Source organism: Corallococcus llansteffanensis (genome assembly GCF_003612055.1).
Taxonomy (GTDB): domain Bacteria; phylum Myxococcota; class Myxococcia; order Myxococcales; family Myxococcaceae; genus Corallococcus; species Corallococcus llansteffanensis.
In genome coordinates, this window is record NZ_RAWB01000265.1 from 1 (window position 1) to 13,438 (window position 13,438).

A 13,438-nucleotide genomic window follows, 5' to 3' on the forward strand; every position below is an offset into this window, starting at 1 on the left:
GCCCCCTGGAGTCGTCCATGCTGGTCCAGCCCCTTCGTTCCACGGACTTCCGCCGATCCCCCTCGGCGCTCCCGTCCGCCGAGCCGAAGGTCGCGGTGCTGCTCAACGCGAACGCCCGGAAGGTGGACGCCCGGGTGGTGAAGCTGCTGTCGCACGTCGTGCCGGAGGAGGACCTGTTCCTGTCGCGCTCGCCGCTGGATGCGCGGCGCATCGCGCAGACGGTGCTGGAGCGGGGCTACCCCACGGTGTTCACCGGCGGCGGCGACGGCACCTTCATGGGCTTCGTCAACGAGGTGCTGCAGCAGGTGGGCCCGCGCGGGAAGTTCGCCGGCCAGGCCGCGCCGCGCTTCGGCATCCTGAAGCTGGGCACGGGCAACGGCATCGCGGCGTTCGTCAACGCCTCCAGCACGCGCGGCGACGGCATCCTCAACGACGTGGTGCGCGCCCGCGCTTCGGAAGTCCCCAGCGTGCGCACCATGGACCTGGTGCAGGTGGACGGCCAGCGCGCGCCCTTCGCGGGGCTGGGCGTGGATGGCAAGGTGCTCAACGACTACATCGCCGTGAAGGAGACCCTGGGCAAGGGCATGTTCAAGCGGGTCATGTCCGGCGGTGGCGGCTACTTCTCCGCGGTGGCCTTCAAGACGGTGCCGCACTACCTCACCAGCTCCGTGCTGGTGGAGTGCGAGGTCGTCAACGGCGCGGCGGAGGCCTTCCGCCTGGGCGCGGACGGCCACGAGGTGGGCGCGCCCCTCGCCCCCGGCGCGACGCTCTTCCGGGGCAAGCTGATGATGGCGGCCGCGGGCACCATGCCCTTCTACGGCTACGGCTTCCGGATGTTCCCCTACGCCAATGATCGCCGGGGCTACCTGCAGCTGCGCCTGGGCCAGGTGTCGCCCACGCAGGTGCTGGCCAACCTGCCCCGCCTCTGGAACGGCCGCTGGGCCCCGGAAGGCCTGCACGACTTCCACGCGAAGGACGTCACCATCCGCTTCGCGAAGCCCATGCCCTTCCAGGTCGGTGGCGACGCGGCCGGCTACCGCGAGCAGGTCAAGCTGTCGGTGGCGCCCGAGTCCATCGAGCTGCTCGATTTCAACGGCGTGCAGTGACTCCAAGGCGGGGCCCGTCCTCCGGGCCCTCCACGAAGCCAGCGATGACGCTCAGCCCCGGTCGCGCGACGCGGGGGGCTTCTCTCCCGGCTCCTTGCGCCGGCCCACCGCGAACGCATAGCTGACGCCCGGCTTGTGGTTGTGCTCGTGGTGCAGGGCCAGCTCGTCGCGGAGCGGGGTGCTCTCCGCGGAGGCGGCCTCCGGCAGGTGCGCTTCCATGTCCCGGTAGAGCGCTTCCAGCTCCGTGTCGTGCAGCGTCTCCACGGACTCCGGCTCGAAGCCGGCGCCTTCCAGCGCCTGGAGCAGCTCGCGCGGCAGCAGCAGCGGCGCGCCCAGGCGCTTCTCCCAGAAGTCCAGCACGGGCTTGGGCGTGAAGCGGCCCACGCGCGCCGGGAAGGTGAAGCCCACGCGGCCGCGCTTGCCCAAAAGCTGGCGGAACACGCGCAGCGACACGTCCAGCGGGTACTGCACGCGGCCGGGCACGAGGATGCCGTGGAAGGGGCCATCCAGCATGCCCAGCGCGTCCGGCGCCACGCGCCGCACCTCGATGCGATCCGACAGGCCCTGGGAGCGCACGCGCTCGCGCACCGGCGACACGAGGGCTTCGTCCGTGTCCACGGCCACCACGGAGCACTTCAGCTCCTGCGCGAGCAGCACGGCGCTGGTGCCTTCCGGGCCACACCCGAGCACCAGCACGCGCGAGCCCGGCTCGAGCTGGGCCACCTTGGCGAAGCGGCGCGTGGCGTCGTCGGAGCCGAACGCGCGCTGCGCACCCGGCGGGTGGTACAGCGGGAAGTGCTCGGCGGGACTCATGGCCTCCCTCATATACGCACCCCGGCCGGACTTCCAGCCACCGCGAGGCCCGTCCCCACCCGGGGATGGAGCCCGCGCACCGCCTGCCTCACAGGTAGTAGACGATGCGCGGATCCTGGTGCAGCTCCGCGTAGATGGCGCGGCGCTGCTCCTCGGACAGCAGGAACACCGACACGCTCAGCGACACGTACTTGCCCTTGCTGCTGGGCTGCACGTGGATGGAGTCCGGAGACACCTCCGACCCCATCTTCCGCTTGAAGAGCGAGCGCACGTGTTCGGAGAAGTCGGGCGACTGCTCGCCCATCACCTTGAAGGTGTAGATGGCGGGGTACTCGATGAGGGGCTTCTTCTCCTCACCGGGGGCCTCGGGCTTGTCGGAGCCGTCCTGGGTCATGACGCGTCTCTTGCGGCGGTGGGCGTGGGGCGCCTCACAGCAGGTTGGCCGCCAACTCGGCCAGCATGCTGCGCTCGCCCTTGGCCATGGTGATGTGGCCGGCGATCTTCTCGTTCTTGAAGCGATTGACGACGTGCACGAGCCCGTTGTTCGTCGAGTCCACGTACGGGTTGTCGATCTGGAACGGGTCGCCGGTGAGGATGATCTTCGTGTTGTCGCCCACGCGGGTGAGGATGGTCTTCACCTCGTGGGGGGTGAGGTTCTGCGCCTCGTCCACGATGATGAACTGGTTGGGGATGCTCCGGCCACGGATGTACGTGAGCGGTTCAATCTCCATCAGCCCCAGGTCCATCAGCTCGTGGTGGCCGCGCCCGGCCTTCTTGTCCGCGCGGCTCAGGTTCATCAGGAACTCCACGTTGTCGAAGATGGGCTGCATCCAGGGGTTGAGCTTCTCCTCGACGCTGCCGGGCAGGTAGCCGATGTCGCGGCCCAGGGGGAAGATGGGCCGGCTGACCAGCAGCTTGTGGTACAGCCCCTCCTCCGTCACCTTCTGCAGGCCCGCGGCGATGGCGAGCAGCGTCTTGCCCGTGCCCGCCTTGCCCACGATGGTGACGAGCTTGATGTCATCGTTGAGCAGCAGGTCCAGGCAGAAGGCCTGCTCCATGTTGCGCGGACGGATGCCCCAGGTGCCTTCCTTGCTCTGGCGCGCGAGCGGCACGAGCCGCGCCTTGGCCCCGTTGAAGCGGGCCATGGCGGTGTGGGACGGGTTGAGTTCGTCCTTGAGCAGCACGAGCTGGTTGGGGAAGAGCCGGTCCTGGGCCGGGATCTCCACCTCGCCGCCGGGCTTGTAGAGCTGATCCACCATGTCCTGCGGCACGAGCAGCTCGGTGAAGCCCGTGTAGAGGTCGGTGATCTCCACGCGCTCGGTGTCGAAGTCCTCGGCGGACAGGCCGAGGGCGTCGGCGCGGATGCGCAGGTTGGTGTCCTTGGTGATGAAGACGGCCTGGGTCTCCGGCTCCTTCTCCATCAGGTCGATGGCCACCGCGAGGATGCGGTTGTCCATCAGGTTGCTGTCCGCCATGGACGACGGCAGCGCGCGGTCGGTGAAGCACACGCGCAGCATCCCGCCGTGCGGCAGCGGGACGCCCTCCTTCAGCGAGCCTTCGGCGCGGAAGGAATCCAGGTAGCGCGCCACCAGTCGCGCGTTGCGGCCCAGCTCGGAGAGGTCGCGCTTGAACTGATCGATCTCCTCGATGACGTAGATGGGGATGATGACGTTGTTGTCCTTGAACCCGTAGATGCTGCGGGGGTCATGGAGGAGGACGTTCGTGTCGAGGATGAAGTTCTTGCGCATCGTGGGCTTCGCGACCTGACCTGGTTCGGGTGCGATTGCTGACGGCGAGCGACGGACCGCGGAAGGCTGCCTGCCGGCCTCAATATAGGCACCGAACGAGGGGCGACCAGCCGCATTCCCGTCGAGGAAGGCGAAGGGACGTCAAAAAAAGCACGGCCCCCCACCCCTTCGGAACAGGGCGCTACAGCCCCGGGAGCGGAGCTCAGGGGCCAGCAGTGGAACGCAGGGGCGCCGACGCGAAGTCCCCGCCGCCCGGCGAGGACGACGCGGGCGACAGCGGATCATACCCGAGCAGCTCCACCACCCTTTCGGGCGGAGGGCCCGGCGGCATCCGGGCCCAGGGGAAGCGCGCCTGGAGCGCCTCCTCGTCGAGCGACACGGCCTGCTTCGCGTGGAAGCGCTGGGCCTCGTTCCAGCCCCGGGTCTCGAACCGCCGGGCCAGCCGCCGCGACAGGGGACTGATCATCGCCGAGGGGACGAAGAGGGCGGGCTGTCCCTGGGCGTCCCGCATGCAGCCCAGCTCCACCGCCCAGGCCAGCAGCCAGCGTGGCCAGCCCTTCCCCGCGCGGCGCAGGGCGCTGAAGCGCCCCTGGGCGGCCCCGTCCACGAAGGTGAAGCGCGGGTCGTAGACGGCCGCCGCCGCGAACGTCGCGGGCATCAGCGCCACCGCCTCCGCGCCGATGCGGCGGGCCATGAGGTGCAGGAGGTCCAGGATGTCGCGTGACAGCGCGAGGCCGGGGTGGAGCTGTCCGGGCAGCGGCGGACGGTTCCAGTCGAAGGGGCGTCCCGGCTGCTGCAACAGGAGGCTGTCCACGTAGAGCAGCGGGGCCTCCGCCGCCGCGTGGGTGAAGCCGACCTCCGCGCCCGGGGTCCGGCGCAGGGACGCGTCCGCGACGGGGGTGTGGTAGCGCTTGCTCCAGCAGGTGAGGCGCGGCTGGAAGGGATCCTGGCAGGACAGGCGCAGCTCGACGGGCCCCACCCGGTCCTCCAGGCGCTGGGTGAAGCCGTAGGCGGACAGGGCGCGCTCCAGGCCCTCCCGGCTGTAGGTGCCGAACGCCAGGTCCACGCGGTCGCTGGAGGACTCCAGGCCCAGGTCGTCCAGGGACAGGGAATCACCCGCGGACGCGGACAGCTCCAGGCCGCTCAGGCGCGGGTAGGTGCGGAGCATCCGGGGACTGAGCTGCGGCGTCCGGGGCATGGGAGCGTCCTAGTCGTAACGGATGTCCACGAGGGTGAGTTCAATCTCGCCCCGGGGGCGCCGCACCTCGACGGTGTCCCCGGGGGCCTTGCGTAGGAGCGCGCGGCCCATGGGTGACTCGACGCTGATGCGGCCACCGGTGGCGTCGATCTCATCCGAGCCGACAATCTGGTACGTGAAGCGCGCGCCTGCCTCGTCCTCCAGGGTGACCGTGGCCCCGAAGTAGACTTTCGAGCGGTCGCTCTGTTCGGCGGGGGTGACGATGGTGGCGGTGTCCAGGCGCTTGGAGAGGAAGCGGATGCGCCGGTCGATCTCCCTGAGGCGCTTCTTGCCGTAGATGTATTCGGCGTTTTCTGAACGGTCGCCCTGGGCGGCGGCGGCGGAGACCTCGGCGGTGACCTTGGGGCGGGCCTCGTTGAGGAGCTGGAGCAGCTCGCGGTGCATGCGCTCGGCGCCCGCCCGGGTGAGGTAGCGGCGGAACGGGGCCTGCTCCTCCCCCTCTTCGTCCTCGGGGGCGTCGGATGGGTCGGGAACTTCCTGGGCCATGCCCCTGTGTATACCCCTGGATGCCGACACCTGGCGGGAGCGGACCGGGGCGGATGTTCACCGGGGGGCGGGAACGGGCCTGTCAGGCAGCGGAGGCCACGATCGCCAGTGGAAGTCCCCGGGCGCTGCTGGTAGGAAGCGCCTCGCGAAACCGCCGGTGGGTGCGGCGGCAAAAAAGAATAGCGAGTCGCTAGCTCAGCTGGTAGAGCACCGGCCTTTTAAGCCGAGGGTCGGGGGTTCGAGCCCCCCGCGACTCAAGCAGTGACGACGTCCCCGTCGTCTAGAGGCCCAGGACGCTGGCCTTTCAAGCCGGTAACACGGGTTCGAATCCCGTCGGGGACACTGAAAGCCGAGGCCGGAAGCCGCTAAGAACCAGCGGTTTCCGGCCTTGGTGTTTTCAGAGTGTGCCTCCACGGCCGCGCGCCGGGCCTGTGGAGAGGCGGTGCCCCTCCTGGGGGCCCCTTGCGCCGGGGCCCACTGAGCAGGCCGTAAGAGCAGTGTCAGGTGCTCCAGAATGGCGCGCACTCCGTCGGGTGCCGGCAGAAACACCAACACTTGCACCGGCCTGCACACCTCATGCAGGGAAGCTCGTCCAGCGCGAATGTGCAGCGCATCAACCCTGCCCAGGCCAATCGCGGCATCCGCTTCTTCTTCAGTTCCCTCGCCTCCGCGGCCAAGGACGGGCTCTGCCCCTCCGGCCCTTGCTTGAGCGCGCGGACGAGGGCTCGTCCCTGACGAAGTAGGGCGCCTCTGAGTTCCCGCTGCCGGTGTCGTCCGAGGCACTCGACCGTACTTACAGTTTCACGCCGTAGTATGTGCATCGGATCTGCGGGCTCTCTCCTGGCCACACCGCCCAGCCATCCCATGCGCCGCCCTGCTTACGGCGGCACCGCGTGTGAACCTGGACGTGTTGGAGGTCTCGGCGCAGTTCCAGAAGGTTGTAGAGGCGGGGCACGGACTCTGGCCGCGCGTGAGTGGGAGCACCGAAGCTGCCGCCGCCGATGACATGAAGCCCTCGCTGCGGGTCGAGGTAGTTGAGGAACTCTGCCCGCTCTTCGTGAACGTGGCCGTGGAGGCAGAGCCGGACGCCAGCCTGCCGAAGCCGGCCCATGAAGGCGTCCGCTTGGATCTTCTCGTTGCCGGTAATGGGGTGGTGCCATACGGCGAGCCGTAGGACCGGGGCATCCTTGGCGAGCCTACCTTCAGCCTGCGCCCTAGCGAGCTCCCGATTCGCTGTGGCAAGCCCTCGGGCGAGTGCCTTTTCGGAGATGCTGGAGCGCTCCTGGAAGTGCTCGTCGATCTCCCAGGCGGAATTCATGGCCAGGAACAGAAGGCCGTCATCACAGAAAAGGGACGGGATGCACTGTTCCTCGGGATCAAGTGGGTACGGCTTTAGAGTAAGCCGGTGATAGAAGTGCTCGGAGAAGTTCTTGAAGCGCTCGGGGTACTTCGCATCGTCCCGAACGATGAAGCCAGGACCCGCTTCCACGAAGGTTCCGGGCGCGAGCTTGCCCGTGTACACCTCGCGCTTGGGCAAGTACCGGTAGGCCGGTGTGTTCCAATCCAGGTCGTGGTTGCCGGGGACGATGATGCAGCGCTCGGCCGTCAGCCCGAACTCGTCGATGAGGCCGGAGACGAACGCATAGGCCTTCTCGAACTCCTCGGGAGAGGCCCTGTTCGTGATGTCCCCGGAGATGACTAAGTAGTCCAGCCGCTCGACTCCAAGCCACTCGTTCTTGTCGCGCAGGTCGGCGACGAGGGGTTGAAGCAGGCTGGTGGGGTCATCATTGGGGCCAACGTGCAGATCGCTCAGGTGGAGGATGCGAATCGGGGTGTTCTGAGGAGCCTCGCTCCGAGCCTCCTGTATGCTCAACTCAGGCTCGGTGACACTCTTTACATGTTGCAGCTCCGAGATAAATTCTCCGTTGGAGCCAACGTGCAAATTGCTCAAGTGGTGGATGTGACTTGAGGTATCCTGGGGAGCCGCGCGCCGAGTCTCCTGCAATCTCAGCTGAGGTTCGATGACACTCTGCGCACGTTGCAGCTCTGTAATGAATTCTCCAGCATCCTTGTAGCGTTCGCCACGTTCCAGACTGGTTGCGCGACGCAAGACACTCTTGATGGGTGCCGGGCAAGGAAGCTGACCGAGGAAGCTTTCGGGGCTCCTCATGAGCAGGTTGAAGGGCAGATCGGCTCCGTGGAACCCGAAGATGGCGGTCATGCCAAGGCCATAGACGTCCGCCCTTGCATCTGCATCCTGGGGACGCTCAAGGCACTCTGGTGCCGCGTATACGAGGGTCCCCATGAGTCCCGTCTGAGTCCCTCCTGTCGTGTCGGCGGCACCCACTAGATCGAAGTCGGTGAGGAGCGGACGCCCCTGCTCATTCAGAAGGATGTTCGCAGGCTTCACGTCGCGGTGGATGAGCCCTTTCGAGTGCCCCAGTGCAAGGGCTTCTCCAACGCGGAGGATGATAGGGACGATCTTCTCCGGTGTGATGACGCGTTTGAGCACGGCTTGCTGAAGATTCCCCCCAGCTACGTACTCCATGACGAAGTAGTGGAACCCACCATCCTCACCGTGTTGCTCAAGGACCCGAACCACCGCCGGATGCTGGAGTTCCGCCATTCGGCGCGCACCGCGGAAGAATCGGTCCCGTCGATCCAGGTTGCCAGCCAAGTTCGTATGCAGCACCTTGATTGCAACGTTCGCCTGAGTTACCTGATCATGCGCTTTCCAGATGCTGCCAAAGCCCCCTCGGCCGATGGCCTCAATCAGCAGGTAGCGGTCATTGCCCAGACTGTCACCCGCTCGAAGCTGCCCTCCCTCCCGTAGTTGGCGGCGCAGCGACAGGATCTCTCGATCCACTTGAATGGTGTTCGATCCAGAGGCCTGAAGTCGCTTCATCCTCGCCCTGGCGCCCTCTAGTTGACCGATCAAATGGCGGGTCTGATCATCGGGATATTGAGGGGTTGACGCGGGCTTCAGCGAGGCGCTCTCTGAGAGGGGGCTCTCAGGGAGGCTGAGTCCATAGGCCAGGAAGTCTGCGAGCACCACAGCGGCGGCACGGGAGGCGAACTCGTGGAAGCGGTCATCCTTGAAATGATCTCCAAAGTCCGAGATGCCTCGAATGACCAGCCACGGGATGTTGGCGCGGCGGCACGCAGCAACCAACCCTGCGGCCTCCATCTCGCCGACCTCGACCTTGCCATGTTGCTCCTGCCGAACCGCTCGGAGTCTTGCAGGATCGCGCAGGAGTTTCTCCCCACTGGCGAGTGTCGCCGCACGCACAGTGATGGCCGCCGCGACACGGCTTCGGAACTCCTCTTCTTTTCCTGCGGGTGCAGCAGGGATCGCGCCACTCAGGCCGCGAAACTGCGCATCGAGCCGGGAAGGATCAGGCCTATAGGTGATGACATCCTGATTCATCGAGTGTGGCAGCCGGTCGATTTCGGGACGGTGCTCCAGGCGCGACGAGTCTCCGTCGCCCGATGAAACGACGGCGCCTGGCTCATAAGCCACAATGCGCTCAGAAAGGACGACCTCTCCGATTCGGACCTTGCCTTGAATTCCAGCGGCAATGCCCATGAGAATCAGTACACGCGGTCGATGGTGCGCAATCACGTCATACGCCGCTGCAGACGCATCGTAATTGCCAGCGCCGCCCACGCAGGTTACGACGAGCCGGTAGTCTCGCCCGGTCAGCCGCGAGCGAAGCGAACCGCGGAAGAACACAGTCCCTTGGGCATCTTTCTCTCGCTTCGAGTCAGGGATGCCGAGGGCCTCAAGTGCTGCGAAAAGCTCAGGCTGGATGACCGTCATGATGGCGACGTCCGAGCTGTGCGCCGTGGAGGACTCCTGACTTGATGGAGGCAGTGGTTGGACTTCGTAGAGATTCGGGCTCTCCGTCGCCACCACATCCGTGAGCCGTTGTTGAACAGTCTGATCGCGTGCAGGAGCGTCTGCCCACTGAGGCCACTGCTCCCGCGAGAAGTTTCGCAAGAGGGCGAGTCCTTCTGCGTTGAAGTCCCACAGATACCCTTGCTTGACGGAGCGCATGACCGTGATGGGTCCTGAGGTCGGCTGAATCAACCTCAAGGAGTCGGCAATCGCTTCAATTGGGATCGGCGCGTGCAGGGGGAAGTACTCGACGGAGGCCTGCCATTCGCCGTTCTCTGTGTCAAAGGCCTCTGCAGTCACGCGCCCCAAGGCGCGGATCATCCTGGACTGGTAATGGACGAGCAGGTGCCCCGGCTTGAGCTCACTCACCCTCTTCCAGTGAGTGAGCTCGCCGCCACTAGAACTCTTCTTGGGGGCGCGGACATATCCCCCCTCGCGCTCTTTGTCGTAGCTGAAGCCCTGATTGACCCAGAAGACCCGCGGCAGACCGCGTGAGACTGCGGCATTGGCCTCAAAAGAAGTAGACTCCACAAGTCCTCATTGAACACCGGGAGTCCTCCCGCTGGGAAGGACTCTGAATCCAGGAAACGCGGCCATACCTCAATGGGCACGCCGCCCTCCTGCAGCATCAAGACGCTCAGCTGTTTCCGGCCCTCCCAGGGTGGGTTGGCACGGGACATGAACATGTGGGCAACTGCTGCTTGGGGCTCAACACCACGCGCTCTGGGGTGTCCCATTCGCTGGGGTCAGCTGAGTGGGTCGCGAAGGCAGTGCCAGGTGCTCCAGAATGGCGCGCATTCCGTCGGGTACCGTCAGCTACGCCAGCACTCTGCACCAGCCTCCACACCACATTCCAGGTGCCTGGCACGTGTCCCGCTCCACGTATCGGGGCAGGCTGCGCCCCTCCTCGCTTGCCTCCGACGGCAGCCTGGCGAGGTGGTCCCTCATCGCCTCGTACAGCACCGTCCCCTCCTGCTGCCCCTGCCGCTACTCCCAACTGTGCTTCCCTACCCGCACCTCCCCAGCCACACCTCGCGAGGGCACACGCTACCGTTGGGCTCCCACGAATCTCCCTGGCTCACCATCCGTGCGCCCCTGGTTCTGCCTCCAGAATGTCTCCAAAACAGGAGGGGACTCCAGGTGATAGGCGGGGACAGCCCCGTGGATTCAAAGTGCCCGGCTTCACTCGCGATTCACCGAAAGGCGTGCGCCGTCGCGGGTTTAGGGCACCCCTCGTCCACGGGTTCGAATCCCGTCGGGGACAACCTGGAATGCCCAGCAACCTCAAGGGGTTGCTGGGCTTTTCTTTTGCGCCCGGTTCCTCATGTGCCCCCAATGTGCCCCTCCGGCGTCTTTACGCTGGTGCGGCGAAGGGTTGGGGCGCAGGTGGACGAGTTCTTCCTTCTCGCCCGTCGTCAGCACACCGGACGGCCCCTGACCTGCATCGGCTCGGGCCTGTCTCACCCAGGTTCCCAGCGCGCTGCGCGTCAGGTGCAGGTCCGTGGCCACCTGAGCCCGGGACTTGCCCTCCTCCAGCACCTGCTTCACCCTCGGGCTTTGAACTCCGGCGTGTACTTCCTGCGCTCTCTCGGTGACCTCATCTCCGGTGTCCACAAAACCCCGGAAGGCTCATATTTCACCCGGTCCTTCCACATCATCGTCGCCTGTTGAGCGGCCGCATCCTCAGGCCCCAGACGGGGCAAGCCGTCGTCGACCCAAACCGGCAGAGCACACCCAGTTCCGCCCCCAGGCCGCGCGCGCTCGAAGTGCTCGTGTGCGAGCTGCTCGTTGGACTCCCGCGGTGGCGCTCGAATCGCAGTCCGCGGAGGAAAGGTCTCCTGGCCGTCCACAATGATGGGCTGCCGGCGCCTGCCTGATGAGCTGAAGGTCCTCTCTGAAGACCCAGGAGAGGTGCGTCGGCTCCCCGTCTCGTGCCAGTAACTCACGCAAGGGCATCAGGGCTTCCGTGAACGGCGGGATTCCATCCATGCGCGCAATCTAGCGCTTGCCGGCAATGGGAGTCCGGAGATTGCGGAGGCACGGCGGAAAAATGATTCCTGTCGCCAGCATGGACCGCGCCGATGCCAGCCAGGACCGCCCCCGCCAGTTCGCGTTCATCGACGCGGAGACGAACCGCCCTCGGCGAGGTGACACTCCGCGACGCACAGTCGGGTGCCGCTCCCATCGGCAGAAAAGAAGCCTAGCAGTTCGTTAGGATTGCTGGGGCGAGCGCACTGCCGGACGGCAGGCGATGACTCTGGCCGCGTGCACCAAGCGCGATCGTACCCGTTGGCGAGGCGAGAACCCGTGCACCGCAGCATGGGAACGATTTGATCCGCAGACAGCCAATGACCCATCTGGAGTCAACAAAGGCTCACGACGTTGATTTGATTCGGTACCGCCACACCATGCATCTTCCCGGCATTCACCCGCTCCGCTAATGGAGCCGAGCGAAAGGAACACCCCATTGAGAAGTGAATTCCGAGGCCCCGCGCTGCTCTGGATCCTTTGCCAGGCAATTGCCCTGAGTGCCTGTGGCCCTGAGTCGCCGACAGAAGGAGGACCGGAACTCGGCACCCTCGAGCAGAAGACCTACGGAGCAGACCTGGGCCGCGTGATTGGGGCCCCCATCGCTTCGACGAATACCTGTGGATTGGCGAGCGACTTCACGCCGAGCTGTAGCTACAGCTCCAATGCACCCGACATCGCATACATCTGGACCGCCCCTCGGACGAGCAATTACACCTTCACCACGCAGGGCTCGAACTTCGACACCATCCTCGAAGTCCGCCCCTACAACGATACAACACAGTCTCTCGGGTGCAATGACGACTCAAGTGGAACAGTCCAATCGTCAGTCACCACGCATCTGCTCGCAGGCCAGACGGTGCTCCTCATCGTGGATGGATACGCGAACGTCTGCGGAGGTTCGAAGGTCAACGTCTCCTCGACATGCATATGCTCTTCGGGGGAATGTATGGCCAACGCGAGGGCGGCACCTATGTGAACCCCTATACGGGGGCAAATTCCTGCCCCACGGGATACACGCCCTACCTGATGCTTTGGACTCCCAACGTTGATCACCCACTTTACTTCTGCGGCCGCTTCGCGGACGAAACCACTGAGCCCATTTCGGATTTTGGAGGAATGTTTGGCTGGAGCGCTACGGGTTCCTATCCCAACCCCATAACCGGAGCGATGTCCTGCCCTCCTGGCTACCTGAACCAACCTACCTATGGCTCGCCCAATCTGGATCACACAATCCACTTCTGCCACCGCCAATATGTCACCGGAACGCAGGGGATGTACCGCTTTGGAGGGATGTTCGGATACAGGCAGGGTGGCGTTTATCCGAATCCCATCACGGGTGCGCCTTCATGTCCTAGTGGATTTACCGAGAGATACACGTTTGAAACCCCGTATACCGATCACGACCTCGGCTTCTGCTACCGCGCCCTGGCTCTCTGAGGCTCTCGCAGGGCACGATGGATGGGAGGAGCACCGTCCGACATCACCTCCCTGGCCAGTTACTTCGTGACCAGTACGGGCCGTGACCTGTTCGACGCAATGTTCGAGGACCTTGAGTTCCTGCGTGATCAGGGCACCGGCCCCGCGACGCTGACGCAGGATTGAGAGGCACCGCGGCCATCAACTCGGGGAAGGACAGCCTTGGCCCCGCGTTCGTGGCCCTTCATGCACCTGTGATTGGAAATCGCGGCGTTGGCGTCCTGGTATGGCGCGGCTTGCTGGCGTAGGGGGCAGCACAGCACCTCCGCCAGGGGTGGCATGGCAGGATGTACGGGTGCTCTCCCTGTTGACCGTGCTCGTCCTCACCGCTGCCCCGGCGGATTTCGATGCGCTGCGCGCGCGTGCGCTCGCCGCATACGAAGCCCGCGATGACAGACGTGCTCGCGCCCTCTACACGCAGGCAGCGCGGCTGCGCCCCGAGCACGCCGCAGTGCAGTCGGACCTGGGGCTGTGCCTGATGAAGCAGGGTCGGACTCCTCCGCCCCAGTATTTCCTGAGACACCTTTCTGGGGGATAGCCTCCCCCTCGTGAGGTGGATGTGAAGAAGCAGAAGCAGGACAGGACGGCGGAGCGCGGTCGGTTCTCGGCGAAGCGGAAGAAG

The 13,438-nt window shown here is 65.5% G+C and carries 8 protein-coding genes, 2 tRNA genes and 2 pseudogenes; 5 read left to right on the forward strand and 7 right to left on the reverse strand.

The window, feature by feature from the left end; genetic code table 11:
* Positions 1 to 17: 17 nt before the first annotated feature.
* Positions 18 to 1,106, forward strand: a complete 1,089-nt coding sequence (locus tag D7V93_RS23535) for a diacylglycerol/lipid kinase family protein (RefSeq protein WP_120645560.1) — start codon at positions 18 to 20, stop codon at positions 1,104 to 1,106.
* 51 nt (positions 1,107 to 1,157) lie between these two features.
* Here the strand turns inward: D7V93_RS23535 and D7V93_RS23540 are convergent, their stop codons facing one another.
* From D7V93_RS23540 to greB, 5 genes are all read right to left on the reverse strand, one after another.
* The gene (locus tag D7V93_RS23540; protein ID WP_120645551.1) at positions 1,158 to 1,919 is read right to left on the reverse strand and encodes an SAM-dependent methyltransferase; all 762 of its coding nucleotides are present in this window, start codon (positions 1,917 to 1,919) and stop codon (positions 1,158 to 1,160) included.
* 88 nt (positions 1,920 to 2,007) lie between these two features.
* On the reverse strand, positions 2,008 to 2,313 hold the full coding sequence (locus D7V93_RS23545; protein WP_120645552.1) for an HP0495 family protein: 306 nt from the start codon (positions 2,311 to 2,313) through the stop codon (positions 2,008 to 2,010).
* Positions 2,314 to 2,347: 34 nt separating this feature from the next.
* Positions 2,348 to 3,667 (reverse strand): PhoH family protein, encoded by a 1,320-nt coding sequence (locus D7V93_RS23550; protein ID WP_120645553.1) that lies wholly within the window; start codon positions 3,665 to 3,667, stop codon positions 2,348 to 2,350.
* Between the two features lie 202 nt (positions 3,668 to 3,869).
* On the reverse strand, positions 3,870 to 4,865 hold the full coding sequence (locus D7V93_RS23555; RefSeq protein ID WP_120645554.1) for a deacetylase: 996 nt from the start codon (positions 4,863 to 4,865) through the stop codon (positions 3,870 to 3,872).
* A gap of 9 nt (positions 4,866 to 4,874) precedes the next feature.
* Entirely contained in the window at positions 4,875 to 5,411 is a 537-nt protein-coding gene (greB, locus tag D7V93_RS23560) for a transcription elongation factor GreB (RefSeq protein ID WP_120645555.1), read from the reverse strand.
* A 184-nt stretch (positions 5,412 to 5,595) separates the two neighbouring features.
* Here greB and D7V93_RS23565 point away from each other — a divergent pair.
* Both D7V93_RS23565 and D7V93_RS23570 read left to right on the forward strand, forming a co-directional pair.
* Positions 5,596 to 5,668, forward strand: a tRNA-Lys gene (locus D7V93_RS23565).
* 12 nt (positions 5,669 to 5,680) lie between these two features.
* Positions 5,681 to 5,753: transfer RNA gene (locus tag D7V93_RS23570), tRNA-Glu, on the forward strand.
* A gap of 451 nt (positions 5,754 to 6,204) precedes the next feature.
* Here the strand turns inward: D7V93_RS23570 and D7V93_RS23580 are convergent.
* Together D7V93_RS23580 and D7V93_RS47710 are read right to left on the reverse strand one after the other, a co-directional pair.
* Positions 6,205 to 9,678, reverse strand: coding sequence for a protein kinase domain-containing protein (locus tag D7V93_RS23580; protein WP_120645556.1), 3,474 nt, complete (start codon positions 9,676 to 9,678; stop codon positions 6,205 to 6,207).
* Positions 9,679 to 10,689: 1,011 nt separating this feature from the next.
* Positions 10,690 to 10,910, reverse strand: a pseudogene (locus D7V93_RS47710) (transposase); the annotation flags it as partial.
* Positions 10,911 to 12,795: 1,885 nt separating this feature from the next.
* On the opposite strand from D7V93_RS47710, the pseudogene D7V93_RS23595 reads away from it, so the two are divergent.
* Positions 12,796 to 12,942, forward strand: a pseudogene (locus tag D7V93_RS23595) (Imm70 family immunity protein); the annotation flags it as partial.
* A gap of 169 nt (positions 12,943 to 13,111) precedes the next feature.
* Entirely contained in the window at positions 13,112 to 13,354 is a 243-nt protein-coding gene (locus D7V93_RS23600) for a hypothetical protein (protein WP_120645559.1), read from the forward strand.
* Positions 13,355 to 13,438 lie beyond the last annotated feature (84 nt).

Coding starts and splice junctions, on each gene's coding strand:
- greB (WP_120645555.1), bottom strand. CDS start 5,411: ATGGCCCAGGAAGTTCCCGACCCATCCGACGCCCCCGAGGACGAAGAG.
- D7V93_RS23555 (WP_120645554.1), bottom strand. CDS start 4,865: ATGCCCCGGACGCCGCAGCTCAGTCCCCGGATGCTCCGCACCTACCCG.
- D7V93_RS23550 (WP_120645553.1), bottom strand. CDS start 3,667: ATGCGCAAGAACTTCATCCTCGACACGAACGTCCTCCTCCATGACCCC.
- D7V93_RS23540 (WP_120645551.1), bottom strand. CDS start 1,919: ATGAGTCCCGCCGAGCACTTCCCGCTGTACCACCCGCCGGGTGCGCAG.
- D7V93_RS23535 (WP_120645560.1), top strand. CDS start 18: ATGCTGGTCCAGCCCCTTCGTTCCACGGACTTCCGCCGATCCCCCTCG.
- D7V93_RS23545 (WP_120645552.1), bottom strand. CDS start 2,313: ATGACCCAGGACGGCTCCGACAAGCCCGAGGCCCCCGGTGAGGAGAAG.